This window comes from Staphylococcus sp. HMSC072E01, assembly GCF_001814125.1.
GTDB classification, from domain to species: domain Bacteria; phylum Bacillota; class Bacilli; order Staphylococcales; family Staphylococcaceae; genus Staphylococcus; species Staphylococcus hominis.
Genome location: NZ_KV814990.1, coordinates 1 through 24,694, shown reverse-complemented (window position 1 = coordinate 24,694; position 24,694 = coordinate 1). Strand labels below are relative to the sequence as shown.

At 30.7% G+C, this 24,694-nt stretch carries 17 protein-coding genes and 2 pseudogenes; 12 read left to right on the top strand and 7 right to left on the bottom strand.

Translation table 11 applies throughout. The features are described from left to right. Positions 1–31 precede the first annotated feature (31 nt). The 3 genes from nreB to HMPREF2953_RS08645 all read left to right on the top strand — a co-directional run bounded on the left by nreB (position 32) and on the right by HMPREF2953_RS08645 (position 3,135). Positions 32–1,042 (top strand): nitrate respiration regulation sensor histidine kinase NreB, encoded by a 1,011-nt coding sequence (nreB, locus tag HMPREF2953_RS08655; protein ID WP_371091019.1) that lies wholly within the window; start codon positions 32–34, stop codon positions 1,040–1,042. Between the two features lie 25 nt (positions 1,043–1,067). After that, the gene (nreC, locus tag HMPREF2953_RS08650) at positions 1,068–1,721 is read left to right on the top strand and encodes a nitrate respiration regulation response regulator NreC (RefSeq protein ID WP_070672884.1); all 654 of its coding nucleotides are present in this window, start codon (positions 1,068–1,070) and stop codon (positions 1,719–1,721) included. 256 nt (positions 1,722–1,977) lie between these two features. Continuing rightward, a complete protein-coding gene (locus tag HMPREF2953_RS08645) occupies positions 1,978–3,135 on the top strand; it encodes a nitrate/nitrite transporter (protein ID WP_049334667.1) in 1,158 nt (385 codons plus the stop codon). A 255-nt stretch (positions 3,136–3,390) separates the two neighbouring features. Here the strand turns inward: HMPREF2953_RS08645 and HMPREF2953_RS08640 are convergent, their stop codons facing one another. After that, positions 3,391–3,807: an Hsp20 family protein gene (locus tag HMPREF2953_RS08640; protein ID WP_002488807.1), complete on the bottom strand. Its 417-nt coding sequence runs from the start codon at positions 3,805–3,807 to the stop codon at positions 3,391–3,393. A 233-nt stretch (positions 3,808–4,040) separates the two neighbouring features. Then, positions 4,041–4,484, bottom strand: coding sequence for a MarR family winged helix-turn-helix transcriptional regulator (locus tag HMPREF2953_RS08635; protein WP_002448339.1), 444 nt, complete (start codon positions 4,482–4,484; stop codon positions 4,041–4,043). A gap of 281 nt (positions 4,485–4,765) precedes the next feature. Here HMPREF2953_RS08635 and HMPREF2953_RS08630 point away from each other — a divergent pair, with 281 nt between their 5' ends. Both HMPREF2953_RS08630 and HMPREF2953_RS08625 read left to right on the top strand, forming a co-directional pair. Further along, positions 4,766–5,125, top strand: a complete 360-nt coding sequence (locus HMPREF2953_RS08630; RefSeq protein WP_070672881.1) for a DUF3139 domain-containing protein — start codon at positions 4,766–4,768, stop codon at positions 5,123–5,125. A 365-nt stretch (positions 5,126–5,490) separates the two neighbouring features. After that, the gene (locus tag HMPREF2953_RS08625; RefSeq protein ID WP_049334665.1) at positions 5,491–6,768 is read left to right on the top strand and encodes a cation:dicarboxylate symporter family transporter; all 1,278 of its coding nucleotides are present in this window, start codon (positions 5,491–5,493) and stop codon (positions 6,766–6,768) included. A 126-nt stretch (positions 6,769–6,894) separates the two neighbouring features. On the opposite strand, the gene HMPREF2953_RS08620 is transcribed toward HMPREF2953_RS08625, so the two are convergent. The 5 genes from HMPREF2953_RS08620 to HMPREF2953_RS08600 form a co-directional block, all read right to left on the bottom strand. Then, positions 6,895–7,248: a DUF4889 domain-containing protein gene (locus HMPREF2953_RS08620; RefSeq protein ID WP_070672879.1), complete on the bottom strand. Its 354-nt coding sequence runs from the start codon at positions 7,246–7,248 to the stop codon at positions 6,895–6,897. A 164-nt stretch (positions 7,249–7,412) separates the two neighbouring features. Continuing rightward, positions 7,413–7,835 (bottom strand): pyridoxamine 5'-phosphate oxidase family protein, encoded by a 423-nt coding sequence (locus HMPREF2953_RS08615; protein WP_002448507.1) that lies wholly within the window; start codon positions 7,833–7,835, stop codon positions 7,413–7,415. 44 nt (positions 7,836–7,879) lie between these two features. Then, positions 7,880–9,985: an AraC family transcriptional regulator Rsp gene (gene rsp, locus HMPREF2953_RS08610; RefSeq protein WP_070672878.1), complete on the bottom strand. Its 2,106-nt coding sequence runs from the start codon at positions 9,983–9,985 to the stop codon at positions 7,880–7,882. 916 nt (positions 9,986–10,901) lie between these two features. Next, complete coding sequence (locus tag HMPREF2953_RS08605; protein ID WP_017174948.1) at positions 10,902–11,843, bottom strand: magnesium transporter CorA family protein; 942 nt, start codon at positions 11,841–11,843, stop codon at positions 10,902–10,904. A gap of 24 nt (positions 11,844–11,867) precedes the next feature. After that, complete coding sequence (locus tag HMPREF2953_RS08600) at positions 11,868–12,491, bottom strand: TetR/AcrR family transcriptional regulator (protein WP_070672876.1); 624 nt, start codon at positions 12,489–12,491, stop codon at positions 11,868–11,870. A 203-nt stretch (positions 12,492–12,694) separates the two neighbouring features. Between HMPREF2953_RS08600 and HMPREF2953_RS11695 the strand changes: the two are divergent. The 7 genes and pseudogenes from HMPREF2953_RS11695 to ebh all read left to right on the top strand — a co-directional run. Further along, positions 12,695–12,967: pseudogene (locus HMPREF2953_RS11695) on the top strand (ABC transporter permease); the annotation flags it as partial. Between the two features lie 106 nt (positions 12,968–13,073). Next, positions 13,074–13,234: pseudogene (locus HMPREF2953_RS11130) on the top strand (MATE family efflux transporter); the annotation flags it as partial. A gap of 154 nt (positions 13,235–13,388) precedes the next feature. Further along, complete coding sequence (locus HMPREF2953_RS08595; RefSeq protein WP_070672874.1) at positions 13,389–14,636, top strand: copper resistance CopC/CopD family protein; 1,248 nt, start codon at positions 13,389–13,391, stop codon at positions 14,634–14,636. Positions 14,637–14,652: 16 nt separating this feature from the next. Then, entirely contained in the window at positions 14,653–15,264 is a 612-nt protein-coding gene (locus HMPREF2953_RS08590; RefSeq protein WP_049334661.1) for a YcnI family protein, read from the top strand. Between the two features lie 128 nt (positions 15,265–15,392). Further along, positions 15,393–15,809 (top strand): DUF2871 domain-containing protein, encoded by a 417-nt coding sequence (locus tag HMPREF2953_RS08585; RefSeq protein ID WP_070672871.1) that lies wholly within the window; start codon positions 15,393–15,395, stop codon positions 15,807–15,809. Between the two features lie 88 nt (positions 15,810–15,897). After that, positions 15,898–16,299: a GNAT family N-acetyltransferase gene (locus tag HMPREF2953_RS08580; protein WP_048683321.1), complete on the top strand. Its 402-nt coding sequence runs from the start codon at positions 15,898–15,900 to the stop codon at positions 16,297–16,299. Between the two features lie 389 nt (positions 16,300–16,688). After that, positions 16,689–24,694: hyperosmolarity resistance protein Ebh (gene ebh, locus HMPREF2953_RS08575; protein ID WP_070672869.1), on the top strand; the 8,006-nt coding region annotated here is incomplete at its 3' end.

Below are 24,694 nucleotides of genomic sequence, written 5' to 3'. Positions count from 1 at the left end.
GATATATGTGTTAGAGTTGTATAATCTGCAAATGGAAGACTTACTAAAAAAATATTATGAAACTACAAATGAAAAAATTGTTTTTGTAAACAAAGAAGGAAAAATCATTGCAATGAATGACGCCGCTGAAGAAATTATTTCAAAAGATAATAATTATAGTGCGATGACAAATGCGATTTGTGAACGTTGTGAAGGGTATTCAAATGAATTTGAACTTCAAAGTTGCAAAAATTGTTATTTAGACACATCTAAACCAAACGATATCAATTTTCAAGTGTTTATGAAAACAGTAGATCATAAAGTTCGACCATTTACAGCTTCTTATCAAGCGATTGATGAAGATAATGAGATATATGCATTTACACTTCAAGATATTTCGCCGCAAATTGAAAGACAAGAAAAAATGTATCAACGTCAGATGATGAGAAAAACAATTTCCGCGCAAGAAAATGAAAGAAAACGTATTTCTAGAGAACTACACGATAGTGTTGTACAAGAAATGCTAAATATTGATGTTGAACTCAGATTGCTGAAATATCAAAAAGAATCCTCAGAACTTGTCCAACAATCACAACGTATTGAGGGATTAATGTCTAAATTGATTGATGATATAAGACATCTATCAGTTGAATTAAGACCCTCATCTCTAGATGATTTAGGCTTGGAAGCGGCTTTTAAATCATATTTTAAACAATTTGAAAATAATTATGGTATGCAAATTGTATATCAATCTAACATTCAAGATAAAAGATATGATAGTGAAGTAGAAACGGTGGTTTATCGTGTGGTACAGGAAGCGGTATTTAATGCATTAAAATATGCAGGCGTAAGTTCGGTAGATGTCTTTGTCCAGGAAGTTGGACGTTTATTAATGGCTGAAGTGATTGATCATGGTCAAGGGTTTGATCCGAATTCTCAACCACAAGGTACAGGACTAGGATTGTATGGTATGAATGAAAGAGCAGAGCTTGTAAACGGAAAAGTGAATATAGAAACCCATTTAGGAAAAGGAACGATTATCACTTTAGAAGTGCCACTCTAGAGAGCGTAAGGGGACTGACTTATAATTGAAAATAGTAATTGCAGATGATCATGCAGTAGTAAGAACAGGTTTTTCTATGATATTAAACTTTCAAGAAGACATGGAAGTTGTAGCTACGGCAGCTGATGGAGTAGAAGCGTATCAGAAAGTGATGGAGTACAAACCGGATGTATTAATTATGGATTTAAGTATGCCACCTGGTGAGTCTGGCTTAATTGCTACTAGCAAAATTTCTGAAAGTTTTCCTGAAACAAAAATATTAATTTTAACAATGTATGAAGATGAAGAATATTTGTTTCATGTTTTAAGAAATGGTGCTAAAGGATATATTTTAAAAAATTCACCAGATGAACAACTCATTTTAGCAGTACGAACAGTGTATAAAGGTGAAACGTATATTGATATGAAACTAACGACGTCATTAGTAAATGAATTTGTAAATGTTTCTAATCAAGATGAAAAAGCCACTAATGATCCTTTCAAAATACTTTCTAAAAGAGAATTAGAAATATTACCATTAATTGCAAAGGGATATGGAAATAAAGAAATTGCTGAAAAATTGTTTGTATCCGTCAAAACAGTTGAGGCACATAAAACGCATATTATGACTAAATTAAATTTAAAATCTAAACCAGAGCTTGTAGAATATGCGCTTAAGAAGAAACTTTTAGACTTTTAAATATGTTGAAAGACTTAAATAATGACACTCATACTATAATTTTACCAGCACATAATATTCATGTGTTGGTTTTTCTTTGTCTTATTATTTAAATATAGGGGGATTATTAGAGAGGATAAGGGAAACTCCTTATGTTCATATTTTCACAAAGTGATTAAAATTTAAATGTAATCAGTAATTAATCACACAAATTGACTATATTGATATGTGATTTAATTATCGATAATAGAAAATAAAAATTGATGAAGGTGAAAAAATGAATAAAACTAAGGGTGGTTTTCAACTTACGTTACAAACTTTAAGTCTTGTAGTTGGATTCATGGCTTGGAGCATTATTTCTCCATTGATGCCATACATTTCACAAGATATTAAAATTAATCCAGGACAGTTATCAATTATTTTAGCGATACCAGTTATCCTAGGATCGATTCTTCGTGTACCATTTGGTTATTTAACGAATATTATTGGCGCTAAATGGGTATTCTTTTGTAGTTTTATTATATTATTATTTCCTATTTTCTTCTTAGGACAAGCCCAATCGCCTGGTATGTTAATGGCGTCTGGATTTTTTTTAGGAGTAGGAGGAGCTATTTTCTCTGTAGGTGTCACTTCAGTTCCTAAATATTTTTCAAAAGACAAAGTAGGATTAGCAAATGGTATTTATGGAATGGGAAATATTGGTACAGCAATTTCATCATTCTTAGCACCTCCTATTGCGGGTATTGTAGGATGGCAAACAACAGTAAGAAGTTATCTTATTATTATCGCTATTTTTGCAATATTAATGTTTTTCCTTGGAGATGCTAAAGAACCTAAAGTTAAAGTACCTTTAGGCGCTCAAGTTAAAGATCTATCTTCAAACTACAAACTATATTATTTGAGTTTATGGTACTTTATTACATTTGGTGCTTTTGTAGCATTTGGTTTATTCTTACCTAACTATTTAGTTAATAATTTCGGAATAGATAAAGTAGATGCAGGTATTCGATCAGGAGTATTTATCGCATTAGCAACATTCTTAAGACCTGTGGGTGGGATTTTAGGAGATAAATTCAACGCGGTTAAAGCCTTGATGATAGATTTTGTTGCGATGATCATCGGTGCAGTTATTTTAGGTGTTTCAAGTCATATTGCCTTATTTACTATAGGTTGTTTAACAATTAGTATTTGTGCTGGATTAGGAAATGGACTCATCTTTAAACTTGTGCCATCTTATTTTGCTAAAGAATCTGGTACTGCAAACGGAATTGTGTCTATGATGGGAGGGTTAGGTGGTTTCTTCCCACCACTTGTTATCACGTATGTTACTTCATTGACAGGTTCAAGTCATTTAGCATTTATTTTACTAGCTGTATTTGGAATACTTGCTTTTATTACAATGGGTCATCTTTACAAAAAAGAATACGCAAAATAAATATACAACGTAGTGCACTAGCACTACGTTTGTTTATTAGCTTATGCTAAGCACCTATTTTTTCAATAATTTAATGTAAAATGAAAGATGAATACAACGTACTTTGATGAGAGGTTGAAATAATAACGCAAGCTGAAACTACCCTCTAAGAGAGTAAGGCAATAATACGAAGAATTATAAATAAGCCAGTAAATGAATGTCTAATCATTCATTTACTGGCTATTTTTCTGAAAGTTATATCTCAACTTCTTTTATTTATTCTACTGTAATTGTAGTACCTTCGTCTTCTTCAGTGACATTCTTAGGTAAAATCACCACTAAAACACCATCTTCATAACTTGCTTTGATTTGATTTTTATTAATATCTTCGAATTCAAAGCGTCTTACCAATTCTCCGCTTGAGCGTTCACTTAATTGAACACTACCTGTTTGCTCAGATACTTGTTTAATTACTTTAATCGTTAAAGTAGCATGTTCATATTTAAGATGAATGTCTTGTTTCTTTACGCCAGGTAATTCGGCTTCTAGAACATATTGATTTTTTTGACTGTAAACATTTGTTGGGAAGCTTTTAGTTGAAAATTGGTTAAATACTTGTTCACCTAGATCACGAAATACATCTCTTGGATTATTTTTAAAAATAGCTTGATCAAAAAATTCTCTATTATTCATATATGAAATCTCCTTTTCAGAGTAATATGTCATAAAATATATTGAAATTTTACAATATCATTATATAAATAGAGATACTACACGTAAAGTAAAAGCAATTTGAAAGTTTGAAGAATTAAAAAGTGAAAGATGTGGAATAAAGAAACATGACAAAAGACGTCGATATTATGTATTAGTTAGAAAATAAAAGAAAGAAGGAACAATAATTACTTAGCTTTTGTCATGTGTATTAACTATTCAGCATTAGAGCCGAAGTTCTCTGAAATAATATGTCTTAAGCTACTAGCAAGACCATCCGCTTCATCGTCAGAAATATCAAAATCATTAAACACTTGATTAGAAATTTGCTCTAATACTGGTTTAATGTCTCTACCATTTTGAGTTAATGAAATTTGTAAATTACGTTCATCTTCTTTTTCTCGCATGCGTTGTACGTAACCTTTTTTCTCTAATTTTTTTAAGAGAGGCGTTAAAGTTCCAGAATCTAAGAAGACACGTTGACCAAGGGACTTAATGTTTATTTTTTCGTCGTTTTCAATAGCCATAAGAACCATAAAACTTGTGTATGTTAAATCATACTCTTTTAGATAGTGAGTATATTTTTTAATTACCTCTTTTGAAGTAACATAAAGTAAAAAACATAATTGTTTACTTAAATAACTGTCCTTTACATACATATTTTTCCCCCCTCAACTTATTTAAAGATAGTATGAACAATAGCTAATGTCAAGACTATTGTCAGAGTATTATATAAGTTTTTTAATAAATTTAAAAATAAATTTAACTAAGGCTACATATAAATTTAGAATGTTGATTTATTTCAAATTCTAAATTAAATTATTAGTATATTTTGTTACAAAAAAGAGGTATCACTTTAAAAAAGTTACTATTTCATTCATAATTATTTAAATGATAAAAGAAGCTATTTTATTGAGTAAGAGGATGAAGGAGTGCTCTGATGAGTAAGAAGCAAAAGATTATTAGAATTATTATTATATTAGCTATTTCTCTTGTATTAGCTATTGCGTTCTTCTTTGGAACGAAAGCGTATCAAGGGCATAAAAATGTACAACTTGTAGACAATTACATAGAACAAAAACATTTGAAAGATAAAATTAAATCAGAAAAAACATTATATAGTGCTAAAAGAGGCGTCTATTATAAACAAGTAGTGTTTAAAGACGAGCCTAATTTAACATATATCATTCAGCCAATTGGTACACATAAAGGTATTTTAGTCGAAGGCTTTGATACGGAAACCAAGAAAAGCATTAAAAGTGCAAAACATAACTATTTCAACCAAAATTATAAGCCATGATATATAATCAATATGTAGAACTAGAGATATTAATGGTGATTACTACTCAAAAAAACAATGTCTATGGAAAAATAGATATTGTTTTTTTAAATGAAATTTTTGTTAAATGGTAAAGGTAAACGAGTTAGTTAAAAAAGGTTTTAGAGTAATGTTATTCATTTATCAACCGCTCTTACATTGAGAAGGTTAAAGATAGTGATTGAATTTCAACATCTATATTCTAAAAATATTCTCATTTTTCTGTTTTTAATTAATTATTTTTGCCAAATTAAATATGTATATTATTTAATAGTTTTTAATTTGTTATATCCGAATTTTGAATAATTTGATATAATTAAGCGATGTCAGAAGAAGGGGGTTTCAACGTGACTCTGTTCAAGAGAAAAGTTAGCCTACCTATGCAAGTATTAATTGCATTAGTGCTAGGTGTAGTAATTGGTTTATTATTATTTGGACAAACAGGTGTTGCAAATTATATTAAACCTTTCGGTGACGTTTTCTTAAACTTAATCAAAATGATCATCATCCCAATTGTATTCTGTTCACTTGCTTTATCTATTTCGAATTTAGGGGATTCGAAGAAAATAGGAAGTTATGGATGGAAATCAATTCTTTATTTCGAAATTATTACAACCATCGCCATCGGTTTAGGTTTAATTATTGGTAATGTTTTTAAACCAGGAATTGGATTAGATCCTGATAAGTTACCTAAAGGCGATATTACTAAATATCAATCAACTGCGTCTGCCGCAGAACAATCTACATACGGTAACCACTTTATTGATACAATCGTAAATATTATACCAACTAATATTTTTGAAGCTTTAACTAAGGGTGAGTTATTGCCAATTATTTTCTTCGCAGTATTCTTTGGTTTGGGATTAGCTGCAATTGGAGAAAAGGCTGAACCAGTTAAAGGTTTCTTAAACGGTACATTAGAAGCCGTATTTTGGATGATTAATAAAATCTTAAAATTAGCACCAATTGGTGTATTTGCATTTATTTGTACAACTGTTATGACATTCGGTGCTTCAGCTTTAATTCCATTAGCTAAACTTGTTTTAGTAGTTGTATTTGCGATGATTTTCTTCATTATTGTTGTTTTGGGTATTGTAGCAAGGATTTGTGGAATTAGTATTTTCTCAATCATTAAAATACTTAAAGATGAATTATTGCTTGCTTTCTCTACTTCAAGTTCTGAAGCAGTATTACCAGTAATGATGAGTAAAATGGAGAAATTTGGTTCTCCAAAAGAAGTGACTTCTTTTGTTATACCAATTGGATATTCGTTTAATTTAGACGGATCAGCCCTATATCAATCTATCGCTGCTTTATTTGTTGCTCAAATGTATGGTATTCACTTATCATTATCTGAACAAATCATTTTAATGGTGACATTAATGGTTGCATCTAAAGGTATGGCAGGTGTGCCAGGAGTATCTATCGTAGTGTTATTAACAACATTGGGGGCAATGGGCTTACCAGCTCAAGGTCTTGCGTTAATTATCGGTGTAGATCGTTTGTTAGACATGGTTCGTACATGTGTGAACGTTATTGGTAATGCATTATCTACAGTAGTTATCTCTAAATGGGAACATGTCTATGATAAAGAAAAAGGTAAGAAATATCTAGAATCAATTTAAAAAAGGACATCTGACATTTTTAGCGTCGCTTGGATAAGCGATGCTTTTTTATTCAAACAAAAAAGCGAGATAACTGATTTCAAATGAATGTTATCTCGCTCTTTACACTTTCTAATATATCAAAAACTACATGCCTTTCATATCATGCATTTCATGAATTTTCATCATGAGACCATGTGGCACATCATCATGATTTACTTTTGATACTCTAGAAAATGAATCAGAACCTTTTTCTTTTACTAAAAAGACAAAATCGCCTTTTTTCACTTTTACATTAGTGTTAGATGATAATTTAACATTTTTCTCTACTTTCTCAGTTTGTTCATTTACCATTTTATCAATCGTGTGACTATCTTTCATATAGCCATAGTATGATTCTTTTTGGTGACCATTTAGCATGACAAGGACTAAAATAATGCTAACAATTAACATAATTGCAATTAAAGCAATTCCTAACCCTAAACCTTTTTTGTTCTTCATTAAGACTATCCTTAAATATATTAATTTATTTGTACAAAAAATAGAATTAAATTACAATAAAAGTTTCACAAAAATTCAATTGTACTTCAACTAATATAAATGATAAGCAAATAAGAGTAGATAGAATTCATGATACATTCTATCTACTCTTATTAAAAATAAAATTAAAGATCAATTGTGATTGGTGTATCAATATCATCATCATTCATTAAAGTAATCGTTTTTGGATTTATTTTTAACACACATAAATTAGGATCCTCTTTGGAATCGAAGAATGTTTTATCTTGTGTTTCCCACAACCAATCAATGACTTTCTGATCTTCTACAATGTCAATACTTGCTTCTATTTCAACAAAACTATTATTTGTTGTTTCATTATATCCTAGTAAAATATATGCTTCTGGATTACTTTGAATTTCTTTTACTTTAGAACTTTTATTGCTTGTTTTTGTATATAAATTAAGACCATCGTTATAGAACACCATATATCTGCTATTCGGTTTATTATTATAGGCAGTTGATAATACGCCAATTTTAGAAGTATTTAAAACTTTCTCAATCGCTTGAGTCACTTTTTGTTTGTCCAAACTAATCATCTCCTTATTTTATTAATATCCCTTTAAAATTAATTTTAAACAGATTTGATATAAATATATTTCACTTCATCATGATGCAATGTCATATTAAATGGATGGTTGGTTTCTTCTTGTATAAATAGTTCTGTTTTAGGTTGATTGCATCTATCTAATTGATGAATAATACTTTTTTCGATGTATACAGGTAAATTATCTTGAGACATTAATTGATGAATCGTCCCATGTTCTTTATTTAATGTATTTGCGATAATTAAGCTGTTTTCATTTAATTTATTTAGTATTTGATAATGTTGTTTACTGTCAGACAAGTAGCGATCATTAATTTTATTAAATAAGATAAAATGGTAATTTCCATCTTTTTGACTCATTAAATAATTATTTGAAATATGGATAGGCACATCGATAAATGCTGCAATAAATTGATACAGATGCATAATTGGGAGTAAACTCCCATGTCGATTAAATAATGCAATAAACATCGGATCATCTTCAAAAAGGTGATAACAAATACCGCCTCCATATTTTAATAGTGCCGTTAAATGACAAACTAAATCTGCTAGTTGAAGTGGATGTTTACCGTCATTTGTATACTTAAAGCAACGTAATGATAAGCTACTATAGACAAATTGAGTCGAAGGTATATTAGAATTCTTTATAAAATGAATGTAGTTTTCGAAGTGAGTATTTGCATGAGTAAATCCGCGTTGGTGTTCAATTAATATATTTTTCGTATCAATATTTTCAATGTCAACAAAATAGTAATCAAAATTAAGACGCTTCATTGTATCATAGACCTCTTGTAACTTTTCATACTGATGTAATAATCCTTCCACTAAAACACCATATTTAATCGAACGATTTTTGTTTCTAAGTTTTAAATATGATAGATGAATATCTTGAATAGTCATTGACTTGGTATCAAATACTAGCATAAATCGTACACTTTTTTTATTCCATTTATAATCTTGATTATTTTCTAAAAACGTCATAATTAAATCGTAAAAAGTAGTGAACTCAGATTTATTTTTGATAACGACGGCTAAACTGATATTTTTTTCAAATAATTTTTCGAAGCAGCGATTGAGTAAAGTTCCGTTAATTGAATGTTGATTCATATCATTCATATCATTAATCAAAATGGCTGGTTTAGGTAAATAAGATAAATCGATAACATAATAATCATTAAAAACAAACTGGAATAATTCATTAATATTTTTAAAATGAATAAATGCTTTTGAAGATCGAGTATGTTGAAGGGCTTCTAATTGCTCAAGATCAATGATAGTCGTTTCGGTAGATAAGTGTTCAGTTGTTTCAAATAGAGAGATTAATTCAAAATGCTTAGGTTCAATGTCACTCTTCAATCGTATCGCAGATATAGGATCAGAATGATTCAGTTGAGAACGAAATTGTTTTGGACTTAAATTAAGATAATTTTTAAATTGATTAGTAAAATTGGTATGACTACTAAAACCAGATTGTTCAGAAATACTTGTAATAGAGTTATTCGTACAAATGAGTAACCTAATAGCATGATTGATTTTCAAACTTGTATAATAATCTTTAAAATTAATATTCAATATACGTACAAATAAATTTGAACAATATGACTCAGAAATAAGTGCATGTGCTGCAATATCTTGTAGAGAAATATTGGAAGTAATGTGATCATGAATGAATGTAAGTATATTTGTTAAGATATGCTGTTCAACAGGAATCTTTGGAATATATATATGAGGATGTCTAATAACTGCTTCTTTATAAAATGTTCGTATAATTTTTGGAATGACTTTGTCATCGTGATGAGACGTGTTGTACATATGTTCTATATTATTTAAAATGATTGATTTGATAAAATGACTTGATTGTAAGAGATGAGCATCAAAGTGGCAATTAAAAAAAGCAGCGTCTTCAAGATAAAAGTAAGCCATTGGTATTTTGAGCTCAATTAGATTTCTTCCTTTATTAATTTGATATAAATCGCCTTGATTAATGATTGCAATATGATTTGATAATTGATGATATTTTCCATTGATTGTCATTTCTAATTCATTAGTTAAAGAAAATAATATAAGAACATGATTGATGTTTCTCCTAGTCATAGAAGTAATATTTTCATGTGAAAAAAGAGTACTGCTCATAAATAAGTCTCCTCATCTTGTATAGTATTTGTGTGCGGGGATTTAGGTCTGTTTGAATAATAAAAGTTATTATATATGAAAATGAAAGAGATATTAATAGTTAAAAATAAAAAAATTTCGTTTATTTTCAAATGAAAACGATAACAATTTTATAGATGCACAATATTATTATTTTTTTTAGAATGTCGCATGAGACTATTGGAAATTTTTAGTAGGTCAATGAAACGAATTTAAATGCATAATAAATATAGATTTTGAGTGAAGAGATATAAGCTATCAAATAACGATTCACTTGAAATTAACAATGACTAATTCTGTACATACATCACGATACAACATCATTTGAATATGTAGCATCAAGAATGAATTTACTTATATTATTTGATGTAAGCCCCATATATTTAAAATCACTTTTAAAATGTATATCAAGAAACAACATCTTAGAGCATTAGCGACAGATATACAATAGTTTAATGAAACTAACGATTACGGTGATTTAAATAGAAAAAAAGAACATCACTCCTTAGAATAAGCAACTTAGAATAGAAGATGCATACAAATATAAAAAGGTATTAACAGTAGCTAACTATTATATTTAGAATCATTATAACTCCCCAAAAATTTCTATTTAATGTGTAACAGTTTTACATCATAACATCTAAATATACTTTTACTTAATTAAACATCACGAAATATATTCAAAGTTAAGAATGTCAGAATTAGTATTGAAAAAATCCTGGGATAATGAATTGTCCCAGGATTTTTGATGTATTAGTAAGTAGGAATTAATAGGTATGTTTATTGCGTTTATAATTGCCGTGATTGTCACTTTAGTTTTATCACGAAGAAAAGCTTACAAAGCTGCAGCAGAATAAAAAAGTAACTCTTGCGATATATTGCAAGGGTTACTTTTTTATTAAAGTTTTTGTTTACGCCATAAGAAAATACTTACAATAGTGACTAATATTAAAGAGATTCCTACGATAACCAGCCACGAAACGTAACTCTTATCATCAATAGGTAATGGAACGTTCATACCAAAGAAACTAAAGACAAGTGTAGGTAGTGTAAGTAATACCGTAAAAAGAGTTAATGTCTTCATAATATTGTTCATTTCATTTGAAAGTAATGAAGAATACGATGACGTGATACTTTCTAAAATACCTGTGTATAATTCAGTTGTTTCAATCGCTTGGTTATTTTCAATGACTAAGTCTTCTAATAAATCCTCATCTTCTTCAAAACGTTTAATTGCAGGCAAACGGAATAATTTTTTAATAATCGTATCATTCCCTTTTAAAGCTGCTAAAAAGTAAACCAAACTTTTTTCTACTTCCATTAAACGATAAAGTTGTTTATTCGTAATACTATTTTTCAAATCTCTTTCAATACGGATTCTTGATTTATTTAAAAGACGCAAGTTTCTGTTATAGTGATTTGAAATAGTAAGTAAAATATCTAAAGCAAAGCGACTATGAAATTTTAAATTTACGTTATCTTGTCTTGAATAATTTTCAAGAAATTCATTTTCAGCATCACAAATTGTAAAAATCACACCATTTCCAATCACAATACCTAGAGGAATGGTAACAAATGAGAGAACATGACGATTCGTAGAACTTACAATGGGCAAGTCGACAATAATAAGAGAATAGCCAGTATCTTCGTCATATTCAATACGTGCACTTTCATCTGCATCAAGAGGGTCACGAATAAAATCTTCTGGCAGATTGTACTGCTCAATTAAATGCTCAATTTCTTCTCTATCAGGTTCGACAACATTTATCCATGATGCAGATTGGTTTATATTTGTTTCAACTATTTCGTTAGTAGTTGAGTGTTTATATGCAGTCAACATAATTGATAGTTCCTTTCTTAGTCTTTATTTCGCTGTGTCAATATTTAAAGTTTTATATTGATGCTGAATCATTATTCTTAAAGGTCCATGATAAATAATTTTAAAAATATGATTGGTTAAATCTTCAACTGAAAGACGTTGGGGATCATTCACCCAAAATTTAACAGTAGATATTGTTGCCCCAGCAACATAACTATGAAAATATTTTTCTGGTATACCTTCAATCTCATGATTTGTACTAATATATTTTTGCATATTTTCCCCTATTAAGGAATAAATTTTTTCTTCAAGTTTTGACTTCCTATTTAATTGTAAGATCGTTTGATAAAAAGTAATATTATCCGAAATATGTTGAAGCATATTTTTTAAAATAATATTAATAAAATTTTTAGCAGTATCTTCTGGATCTTTTCCCATAATATTATGAAGATGATTTAAGAATGTCATTTGAGAAATAAATTCATCTTCCATATCTGATAATAATAAATATTTATCTTCATAATGTAAATAAAAGGTACCTCTATTAATATCTGCACGATCTGCAATATCTTGAATTGTAATTTTTTCTAATTCCTTTTCATTTAATAATTCGATAAATGAAGACTTAATTGCTGACCTTGTCTTACGAACTCTCCGATCTTCTTTCATTCTGCATCAATCCTTTATAATTAATTAACAATATTAGTTATTATGTTCATTAATTAACGATATGATCATTATTGATTATTGTATTGAAGTGATAACCTCATTATAATTTACGATATATTAAATATTCAACACATTGTTCAATAAATATGAAGAGGTAAGTAAAAATGAATATTTTTAAAAGTAAATTACTATAGTTAGCACCAATTGCAGCTATTTTATTATTAGTGATATTCTCTTTAGCATTTTATCCTGCATTCAACCCAAAACAAATACCGATAGCAGTGGTAAATAATGACAAAGGTTTAGATATCCAGTGAAGATAAATTGATGGATAGTGATTCTGATACTGCTAAATGGGTTAAGTAGATAAAGAATCAGATATTAAAAAAGGGCTTAATGATCATAAATATTACGGACTAGCTATTTTTAATAAAAATTTTTCAAAAAATGCAATGAGTAAAACGCAGTTGATTATTTGAAAAAAGGTGTATTATATTATTTAGATATCTAACTAAATGAGATAGGCACAAATGGAATATAATTATTCATATTGGGTTAGTGTGTTAGCATATGAAACGAAACATTATTCTAGTACTATTTATATTAAATGCGTTGTTTGGTTTAACAGGGGTTGTATGGTCATTATTAATCGCTGAAACACTTTGTTCACTGTTAGCAATGTTTATTGTATATGTTTAAAACACAAGTTAACTGTGGACACTCAAGTGTTAGTAGAAGAATAAAATAATTTGATATTAAAGCGAGCTATAAGGGAGGAGATCTCTTATTTAGCTCGCTTTAAATTTATATAAACGATGACATATTACAATAATTATTGTTAAATAAGTTATATTACTTTATTATTGTTAAATGAGTATTTTTTATAGGAGGACGTCAATGGTCATTTTAAAGCGAAGTTCTAAAGTAGCTATAGCGTTATTGATGATGTTCCTATTTTTATTCGTGCCGAGTATGACAAAAATAGCTTCTGCGCACGCTACTTTAGAAAAAACAACCCCAGCACAAAACGGTATCGTATCAAAACAACCAGATACAATCGAATTAACATTTAATGAGCCAGTAAATGCCGAATATTCAGAGATAACGATATATAATGATAAAGGAAAGAAAGTTGCTGATGTTAAACCGAGTACAATAGGACATTCAGATACTTTATCTTTCTCAGGCAATCAATTAAAAGAAGGTACACAACAAATTAAATGGCATACTGTATCTGCTGATGGTCATGAAATTAGTGATCAATTTGAATTTTCAGTTGGTAAAAAAACAGCCAATGGTGTAGATACTACTCCTATTACATATGAAACGCCTGCATTTTGGTTTGGTGTGTTTAGATATATCGCTGAAGGCGCAACAATTATTTTAGTTGGTTTATATTGGTTAAACGGTATTGCACGTAGAAATAATTTATCAACATTTGATGTTTTCCCTAGACATGTCGCTGTATCATTGATCATGATGATGGCATATATTATGTCACTTGTACTTTATCTGATGACTCTATCATCTGATATTTTGGATTCAGTTTTGACATTTAATCCAAGTGTCTTAATTCAATTCCCATATATACTGAGCGCTGTTGCTTTAATTATTTTAAGTGGATTGTTTGTATTAAGAAATATGGAACGAATATGGTATTGGGCTATTTCGATAATTATGATTTTAGCTTTAAGTATGTCAGGACATGCTTGGTCTCAAAGTGTACCTGTTTGGTCAATTATACTTAGAACATTACACTTAGCTGGTATCAGTTTATGGCTAGGCGCATTAATTTATTTGTTTTCTTCAGTATTTACTAAAAAACGAGATGCAGTTGATTTATTACGCGAAATCTTATTTAAAGTGAATGGAGCTGCTGTTGCAGTTATCATTATTACTGGTATATTAATGTCAATTGATGAAACTAAAATTTTATCAATATGGTCTAATATGCAAACATGGACAATATTATTAATAATTAAAATCGTAGGAACATTAATAATGATGGCTTTAGGCTTTATGCAAACAACGCGCGCCTTAAACAAACGTTATAGAATTAATAAAGTCTCTTTAATCGTAGAAGTTTCTATTGGTATTATTTTAATACTTGTTGGTGTTATTATGAGTCAAATTAATATTCCATAAAAGGAGATTGTAAAATATGTTTAAAAAATTATTTGCTTCAGGTTTAGTGTTCTTCTTTTCATTAGGTTTATTTAAATATGCTGATGCACATGTGACGATAAATCCAAAAGTAGTTGAACCTGGATCTTATGAAAAAGTGGATGTTCGAGTACCTGTTGAACAAAAAGATCATACTGAAAAAGTCGAATTAGATATTCCAAAAGAAGTACAAGTGTCAAATATTCAACCCGTCGAAGGGTATAAATATAGTTTAGATAAAGACAAAAAAGGTAATATCACAAAAATTACTTGGAAAGCAAAAGATAAAGGCATTGGTCCTAATGAATTTATCGAATTCCCACTTCTTGTAGAAAGTCCTAAAGAAGAAGGCACATATTCATTTAAAGCTGTGCAGACATACGATAATAAAGATAAGGTAAAATGGACGGGTAAAGCGAATAGTGAACATCCTGCTCCAACATTGGAAGTGGAAAAAAACGCAAATGCTGTAACTGTTAAAGAAGACAACGCTAAAAAAGATGAAAGAAGTCAATCATCTTCAGGTGGTTCTATCGCATTGTGGATTATTTCACTTGTTGCCATTATTTTATCTTTAGTTGCATTATTTAAACATGCAAGAAATAAATAAGATATATAATAAAGTGACTTCTAGTGCTTGCTAGAGGTCATTTTTCATAACATGATTTGATTACAAAATTTTGTCACTTTAAAGACGAAGATAATCGATTATAATAATGAAGTAAGGGAGGATTTTTTATGCGCAGATTATTATACGCTTTTTTAGTCTATATGATTATTGGACTTGTAAGTGGATTTTACTACAGAGAGTTAACGAAAGCACATGATTTTACGGGCGATACGCAACTATCTCTTGTTCACACACATACATTAATATTAGGTATGTTTATGTTTTTAATTTTACTTCCGCTTGAAAAAGTATTTAAGTTAAGTAGTTATTATTTATTTAATTGGTTCTTCATTGTATACAATATCGGTGTCATTATTACTGTGGGAATGATGCTAACAAAAGGTACTTACCAAGTCACTGGAAAAAGTTTTTCACCAGAAGCATTTGCTGGATTTGCGGGTATCGGTCATACAGGAATGCTTGCTGGCTTATTATTACTTTTCTTTTTACTAAGACAAGCCATTTTAAAAGAACAAAGAGATTAAAATAATAATTTGAGACACAATAGATTTAAGCCTATTGTGTCTTTTTTTATAATTAAGCATAAAGAGACTACAAGAGGAGGGCGTCTTAATGATCCATTATTCAAATCATCCGCCAAATGTTAAAGATTATTGTGAATTAAGAGTAAAAGCGGGCATGAGTCCTAAATCAGAAGCAGCAGCACAAAAAGGATTACCTCATGCATGTTTTAATATTACTATTTATGAAGAATCAACATTGATTGGGATGGGTAGAGTCATTGGAGATGGGGGAACTGCATTTCAGATTATAGATATTGCTGTTCATCCATATTATCAAGGACAAGGTTTTGGGAAAGAAATCTTAAAACAAGTGATGGCATTTATTGAAAATCATGCAGAAAAAGGGACATATGTCAGTCTGATTGCAGATTATCCAGCTGATCAATTATATAAGAAGTTTGGATTTCAATCTACCGAGCCAAAATCTGGTGGAATGTTTAAAAAATATTAAAAAAAGAGATGAGATTAAATGTCTTTTAAGTTCGTTATGTTATATCTAGATTACGCTTTACGTAGATATTCTAAATAAAAACCTCTAGGTGATGGCTTTTAGATTACAAAATATAAATGAATTTTTAAGTTCTAATAAGCTAAATAAATCTGAAACAATTATTTGAAGTACATCTAGTACATAAATTAAATATATTATTTAATAAAATATTCATAAAATAATATACACATATAAAATGAATGATGATAATATATAAATGAACAAATACACCTATTGTTCAGTACAATATAGTAAATGATTGTGAGACATTGAGTCATAATATAGTTAGTTTCATCATTTACGTCTATACAGCTAAGAATAAACATCAAGAATAGGAGTGAATAATCACTGTGAATTATCGAGAAAAATTACAGAAGTTTAGTATCCGCAAATACACAGTCGGTGCTTTTTCAACTGTTATTGCGACATTAATTTTCTTAGGTTCACCTCAAGCACACGCCAGTGAACAACTACAAAAAGATGCGCAAGTGATTCAAGCAAAAGCTAGAGCCCAAGAACAAACTTCAAATGAGACAAGTAACAAGCAAGTTCAATCTAACACAGAACCTAAAGTTTCACTTGTATCTGAGAGTCAAAAAGAAAACAATGAAGCTCTAAATAAAGTTCAGACTACAGATACATTAACAAATGATTTAACATCATTTTCATCTCAAAACGAAAACAAAGATACATCTCATACAACAACAGATTTAAAAGAAAACAATGAAGCTAAATCTCAACTAAATAAATTAGATGATATAAATGTAACCGAGGTGAATGAAGGACATAGTCATGACAACCGTAATCGTACTCGTTACGAAGATAGAGAAGCATCAGATGATACACTAGTATCTTCAACTTCAACAACAATTGATGCTGATAAACTTCAAGCAGCTTATGACCGTGCTTACGCTGAATATCGAAAAATTGATAGAGAACAATCTGATAATAAAAAAGTTGCTAAAATTAAAGCAACATTTGACAAAGTTAATGACTTTTTTAGTACTAATGACAATACAAACCAAGCATTAATAAATGAATTATATAAAGAAATAGAACAAGCTAATGCTTTAATTGAATCACTGCCACAACGACAAGTAAGAACTATTAGTACAAGAGCAAATAGAGAAGCACGTGCTGTAAGATCAAGTAGACGTCCTGTACGTGGACAAGGTGGGACGAGACCCCCTAGCAATACTGCTAATACTTATACACCACCAGTAGTTCATAACTCTAGACCAAAACCTGGCTCAAAAGTAAAAAAGAATTCAGATTTGTATAATAATGCTAAAAAAGAATGGTATGTAGAAAATGAGAATGATGGTTCCGGTTATTGGTCAGGAACGTTTTTACATGCGACAAATAAAAGTGCACCATATTACACTACACGCTCTCACTATCGAAATATGAGTCCATCTAGTGTTAGAGGTATTGCAGAAATTTCATCAATTAGACAAAATGATGGATATTTATGGACGATTAATTTCAATAAGTATCATATTAAACGTAATGGGATGGTATTTTGGTTTGGTTTACCAAAAGGTCAAACGCCGACAGGACCAGTTCGTTTTACAGTTACAGATGTAAATGGTCATGAAACATCATCATCTGGTACTGGAGACGGTAGAGATCAAGCATTATCAAGAATGTGGGATTCTGCTGGTGGTATTACTTCTAGTGCATATAATTTCAGACAAGGTAATCCTTTGAATAGAAGTGAGTTCTATAACGATTCAGTTAATCATATTTATAATTTAGGTGATTTTGCACGTGGTAATGAAAACCAACCACTTACATTCTTTGAAAGAGAAGGCGTGCCAAATAAAATTAAAGTAGCTGGAGACGATATTTATCGTTATTTAACTGCGCAAGTAGATCATAATCAAGGTATTGATCATATCTATGCATTTCAAGCTAGAGGAACAGATAGTTATACCATTCAATTTAAAACGTCTGGTAGTTCACAAGATAGATTATATTATGCAGCAGGTGGTAGAGGGATTGAATTTAATGAAATCAACAACTATAACCAATTATATTTAGAGCCACTAGAACAGTATAATGATCGTAAAACTAAAATTGTAGATGTTATTGATCGCGTACTGCATATTGACCATGTTGAATCAGCTTATGATGTGCCAGAGCGTAGAATAATGAAAAAACATTACTTAGATGGCGATTTCGCTACACACGAATATGCTGAAGATGTTTCAAGTTATCTAAGTAACCCTAGTGATCATGTAATGGGTTTATTCCCTAGAGTGCCTACTGATCGTTATAGAGGTAATTTTGGTGTAAATCCGCTTAACTCTTATGAAATTCATGAAATGTTTTCTGAAGAAAAATTAAAAGAGGCTGCGAGAACAGGAAGACCAATTGAAATTTTTGTTGGGTTTAATGTAAGTGATGCATACCATAATGGTGAAACAATCAAAAAAGTAAATTTATTTGTCAAACCAAAGTTAGAACAATCTATTGGATTCTATTCAGATAACGCACCCGATAATAAAGAGAATTCACCTGAATCACAAGCTGCACATCATGCTGTCTTTTTACAACAAGAAGGTCAAATGCTTAATACAGTGACTAATGGTAATAGTAAGGATTATCATCAAAATATTCGGATTCAATTTAAAAGTAACGAGTCTGCAAATGTATGGGAAATCTCTGGATATCCACCCTCTCTACGAATTGAAGATGCAGTAGATAGACCCAATACAGAACTTGAGAAAAATAAAGTATTGGTTGGTCAATTGCCACCAGGACGCCATGTGATGACAGCGAGAATTGGTAATGAAACTAAAATCTTTGAAGTCATTGCCAAACCCAATCCGCCAGTTATTTCAACACTTGCGGCACAATTAGGACAAAAAGGTGGTAAAAAACCAACTATTACAGTGACACATGTACCACAAGATGAGAGAGCAAAAGTACGTTTAGTTTCAGGTGGTACAGATGGTGCAGGTCCTGGCACATCACCTTTAGGCTATACTGTACTCGCGGAAAAGATGGCAAACTTAGATGGCACGGTAACATTTGAAGAAAGTGATTATACTAATCCTTTACCTAATAATGGGGTTATTAGAGCAATTACATACTATGAAGATCCAGTGCAATCCAACTTTAGTAATTCGATTAATGTAGGACTAGATACTACACCGCCAACTTTTGGTGACGTAAGAGGTCTTCAAGATAAATATTATCGTGGAGATAACGTTAATATTTCAATTCCTGTTTCTGATAATACATATGGTTCAGGTGTGGAAGATGCATCTATCACTGAAAATAGTGGTTTACAAGCAGTATTCAATAGAGATACTTCTGGAGACGCAGGTACTTTAGTGATTACTGGAACGATTTCTAATAATGCAACATGGAACAGTGATATTCTTGTTCAACCTGTAACACATGATAGAGCAGGTAATAATACTAATGTAAGTCCATATCATCTTCATATTGGAAAGTTATCAGATGATAAACCAGTTCAGTTATTTAGCCAGCAAGAATTGAAAACAGTGGGTAATCCTAATAGTATTTCGCAAAGCGAAAGAAATGATATCATTAACTCGCTTAAAGCTAAAAATAGTAGTTTGACATCATTTTTAAGTACACTTAACCCGTATATGGTTGGTAATGATGGTAGAGTAGTCTTGACATTTAAAGATGGTTCGACTCGTATCATTGATCCGACTCAAGTGATTACATATAGACCACAACGTAAATCAATATATACTGAACCAGGTAGTTCAAATACAAAAGAAGCATTTATTACAATTGCTAAGGGTCAAGAGTATACAATTGGACCTGATTTAAGAAAATATTTCTCATTAAGTAATGGACAAGATATTCCTAATAATGCGTTTACAACTATTAATGGTAGTTCAATACCATCAGCTCAAGCAATGAGTCGTCTAAATGCAGGTGTTTATACTTATAACGTAGATGCATTAAATGCTTACAACCATAGTTCAGAACGTTTGACAATTAAAGTTAACGTAGTTGATGTCAATACATTAGCAGAAAATCAACGTGTTTACCGTTCAACAACTAAAAATTTAAGTAATGATGAAATTACACAAGTTAGAAATGCCTTTAAAGCTGCTAATCCGCAATTAAATCTAAATGATAGTGATATCAGAATTGAAAACGATGAACCTTTAAGTAATAATCCAAGTCGTGTAAGAGTGACGATTACTAAAGGTGAATTAACAAAACAATTCATTTCAACATTTGATCATATGGATTTCTTAAAATGGATAAATTTACGTAATGATTATACTGTGACTTGGACAAGTCAAAAACTTAATGGAAGAAGCACAGATGGTGGATTTGAGTGGTCTCCAGATGGTAAAACAATAATTTATCGATATGATGCAACGATTGGAAGAAGAATAACAGGCAATGACGTATTATCACTTTTAAGAGCAACGCCTAAACATGCAGGGTTGAGAAACCATATAGAAGGTCAAGAGAAAATATTAGCAGAATCAGGCTCAGCTCGTGGATTTAAACCTGTAGGATATTCAAAAGGGAATAGTATATATTCGGATGGAGAACATCCATTTACATATGATGGTCAACCTATTCAAGTATTAGACATAGTTGATAGCAATACTGGATATAGCAACTCTGCCGTTGCACGCAGTGACTATAGACATACAAGCAGCAATTCAACAGTGATGAGTGGTGATATTCCAGCCATGAATGGCGCTGCTGGTTTCCATTTAGATAAAGTGCTTAAACAAAATGGTACTGATAATGGAATTATGGGTGCGGTAGATAAACAACAATTGTATTTAACGCCTTATGGTGCAAAAAGCTATATTGAACGCCTTGGACAATCAATGTCATCAACAGACAATGTGATTAATATCGTATTTGTACCAACTGATAAAGTAACGCCAAATATTGTATTAGATAATTATAATGATCATGTTGTATTTTCAGGAGAAACTTTCAGAAATACACTTACATTAACTGATAACTTTGGTATTAAAAATGTTACTGTACCTAATGACAGTCAAATACCTATGAATGTATTAAACCATTCAACATTAAGTGGTGTTGCCCCTAATGTATCTACCCCAATGTCTAAACAAGTGAAAGTTAAAGTAACAGATGGTAGTGATAACGAAACAACGGCTGTATTTAATGTATTAATCAAACCATTAAAAGATAAATATAGTGTCATGACAACTGCTGATGAGTCACATCCAATACGTATAGCAAATATTAGTAACAATGCAAGTTTATCTGAGACAGATAGACAAGCTATTTTTAACAGTTTAGATATTTCGAAATCAATTACCAATAGAAATTACGTTACAGAGGGCAGTAATGAAATAAGAAGTAGGGAAATTAGTAATGTTCATCGTTCAGGTAATAATGCAAATGTTGAAGTGACTATCACTTATGCAGATAATTCAAGAACATCCATTACTGTACCAGTAAAACATGTCATTCCTAATATCAGAGGAATAGAATTATTTACAGTACAAGGTCAGCCATTCCCAAGTGGTAAAGGAACAAATAATAATGACTTCTTCGTTATAAATAATGATCAACCTTTGACAGATGCTACTGTGACTTGGATTGGTAATGGACCAGATATTAACTCTACAACAGTAGGTGTCCCACAAATTTTAAGAGCAAATATCTTATTTGATGGTGAAACAACACCCATTGAAAAAGAAGCACACTATAGAGTAGTTAAAGCGAAACCAAAAAGAGTATATCAAACAACAATAAATGGTAATTTCTTATCTGCAAATGAAGGCTCGTCATCTAATGTAGGAGCATTTGTAGAAGGTATTGCAAATTATTTACCATCGGGTACGAACTTCGATTGGGCACCTGGTTCTGGACGACCTTTATCAAATAGTCCAGGTGTTTTCACAGAAACAATTAATGTGATATATCCTAACGGTCAAGTAGACCCAGTTAATGTATTGTTTAAAGTGAAACCAACTACGCCTTCAATTGATGCTTTAAGTACAAAATATAAAGCTGATTTATCTGGACAATCTATTAAAGTAAATAATGTTCCACATAATGCACAGGTTAAACTATATACTGAAGATGGTAGAGAAATGAGTAATACAACTATGACTAGAAATCGTGATGGTTCAGTGTCTATTACAATTCCAGGCGTATTACCACTTGGTAATATTAAAGCTAAATCAATTATCACGGTTGATCATGTAACGATTACTGAACAAAATAATAGTGGTTCTGTTGTGAACTCAACACGTTCAGAATCAATAGAATCAGATTTAAGTGCATCTTCACCTGTAACAAAACAACTTGAAGCGGTAGACGGCGGATTAAAATTTGTTAAAGGGGACAACATTGATTTAAATAATCCTAGAACTTACATTAACTCTAATTCAGATATCATACGAGTAGAATGGGAACAGAATGCTAATCAATGGAAAAACACAATTGGTACTACAACTAAACGCGCCATTGTCACATTGAGTAATGGAGAAACGAGAACAGTTTCTATTCCAGTAACCATTTATGCACCAGCCACTGCTAAAGCACCACAACGTGATGTGGTCGGTCACGCGTTAACTTATGGCGATGATGCAGCAAATTATGTGACATTTGAAAATAATTATATGAATGGGGCTACAGTGACTTGGAAAAATAATAATGCTCCAAATAATAATATTGCTGGCGTTCAAAGCTTAACTGCTGAAGTAAGGTATAACGGTATTAATAACGTATATAATGTGCCAGTAAAAGTATATGAATATAAATATAAATTTAAAAAATCAGAGTATAGTACGATTGTAGGAACAAGTTTTGAAGGAAATGGAAATATTAATAATTATGTCGTATTAGAAAATGCGAATGGTTTACCTACAGATGGTTTCCATTTTGTTTGGACTCAAAACACCACAGCTTCTCATAGCGAACAATGGTCAAATTTAGCACATCCAAATCAAGCTTTTAAAAAAGAAGCGAGATTTGAAGTATTAGATAACCAAAACCATGTATTCTTTACTTCTGATCCAGCAATATTTAAAGTGACAAATGCAGTTCCAAATTCAGCAACTGTTACACAAAATGATGTTGGTGATGTAGTCATTTCACCAGGGGTAGGTAAAAACTTAGGTGTTAATGCTGGAAATATAATTGTAAATCCAGATAGAATTACTGTTAAAAAAGGAAATCAAGTTATTGGCACATTTGTCAAAAATAATACAGGCAAATGGGCAAAAGCGAGTGATTCTATAAACACACCTGGTTTATCAGTTTCACCAGATGGTAATGAAATTATTTATGACAAAATGTCAGTTCCAAATGATACGTTGATTAACACCGAATCAACGACCGGGAATGGAGAATTGACTAGTGAAGCTGCTATAAGTGCGACTTACAAAGTTAAGCCAGCAACGCCATCTAACACAACATTTGTATTTAAACAAAATGGTGAGTTCGAAGTTATTCCAAACAATGCTAATACATCAACAATAAAAAATCCTACAGATAAAGTTAAAATTAGCTATGTAGAAAAAATGGGTAATAGTGCAGAACAATCTAGAGAATTAATTGTAACTAAAAATAATCAAAATCAATGGTCGATGAATAATCAGCTAGATTATGTAACATTTGATTCTAGAACAGGTAAAGTGACATTTAAAGCTAATTCTTTAAAACCCCATGTATTGATTAATACAGAATCTATTGCTGGAAATGACGATAATTTCAGTCATAATACAGTTGGAGTTGTGGGACCAGAACATCATGATGTTATCATTCATGAGATAGTCAAAGAACCTGGGGAAAGAGTTAGTAATGAGGAACTTAATAGTGCAATTAATGTAGATAATAAAGATCATGCTAATGTAAACGAAGGAGTAAGTTTACCTACAAATTTACAGAGTGATACAACACAAACAATACCAACACGTATTACTTATAGAGATGGAAGTATAGAAATTGTAAATGTACCAATTAGAACCCATGCAGATAAATCGAGTATTAGAAATGCTTTACCTAAACTTGACGCACAAGGAGACACTAATGGTAAAACACCATCAAGTGTGACTGCATATAATAAAGAAATGCAGCATTTGCATGATGAAATTGAAGCAGTTCGAAGAAGAGCTAATGAAGTGTTATCAAATGATAGAGCAACGAATACTGATGTTGCAAATGCGACAAATAATATTAATGATGTCTCATTGAAAATTCAACATGCAATTTCATTGCTACAAAATAAAGCAGATAATAGTGCTTTAGTTGAAGCAAAACGTCAACTTGATGAAGCAACGGCAGAACAAGATCCAACGCCAGGAATGACACAAGTAACATCAGATAATTATAGAGCGAAAAAAGCAGAAGCAGA

Coding starts and splice junctions, on each gene's coding strand:
- nreB (WP_371091019.1), top strand. CDS start 32: ATGGAAGACTTACTAAAAAAATATTATGAAACTACAAATGAAAAAATT.
- HMPREF2953_RS08645 (WP_049334667.1), top strand. CDS start 1,978: ATGAATAAAACTAAGGGTGGTTTTCAACTTACGTTACAAACTTTAAGT.
- HMPREF2953_RS08640 (WP_002488807.1), bottom strand. CDS start 3,807: ATGAATAATAGAGAATTTTTTGATCAAGCTATTTTTAAAAATAATCCA.
- HMPREF2953_RS08635 (WP_002448339.1), bottom strand. CDS start 4,484: ATGTATGTAAAGGACAGTTATTTAAGTAAACAATTATGTTTTTTACTT.
- HMPREF2953_RS08630 (WP_070672881.1), top strand. CDS start 4,766: ATGAGTAAGAAGCAAAAGATTATTAGAATTATTATTATATTAGCTATT.
- HMPREF2953_RS08620 (WP_070672879.1), bottom strand. CDS start 7,248: ATGAAGAACAAAAAAGGTTTAGGGTTAGGAATTGCTTTAATTGCAATT.
- rsp (WP_070672878.1), bottom strand. CDS start 9,985: ATGAGCAGTACTCTTTTTTCACATGAAAATATTACTTCTATGACTAGG.
- HMPREF2953_RS08605 (WP_017174948.1), bottom strand. CDS start 11,843: ATGTTGACTGCATATAAACACTCAACTACTAACGAAATAGTTGAAACA.
- HMPREF2953_RS08600 (WP_070672876.1), bottom strand. CDS start 12,491: ATGAAAGAAGATCGGAGAGTTCGTAAGACAAGGTCAGCAATTAAGTCT.
- HMPREF2953_RS08595 (WP_070672874.1), top strand. CDS start 13,389: ATGGTCATTTTAAAGCGAAGTTCTAAAGTAGCTATAGCGTTATTGATG.
- HMPREF2953_RS08590 (WP_049334661.1), top strand. CDS start 14,653: ATGTTTAAAAAATTATTTGCTTCAGGTTTAGTGTTCTTCTTTTCATTA.
- HMPREF2953_RS08585 (WP_070672871.1), top strand. CDS start 15,393: ATGCGCAGATTATTATACGCTTTTTTAGTCTATATGATTATTGGACTT.
- HMPREF2953_RS08580 (WP_048683321.1), top strand. CDS start 15,898: ATGATCCATTATTCAAATCATCCGCCAAATGTTAAAGATTATTGTGAA.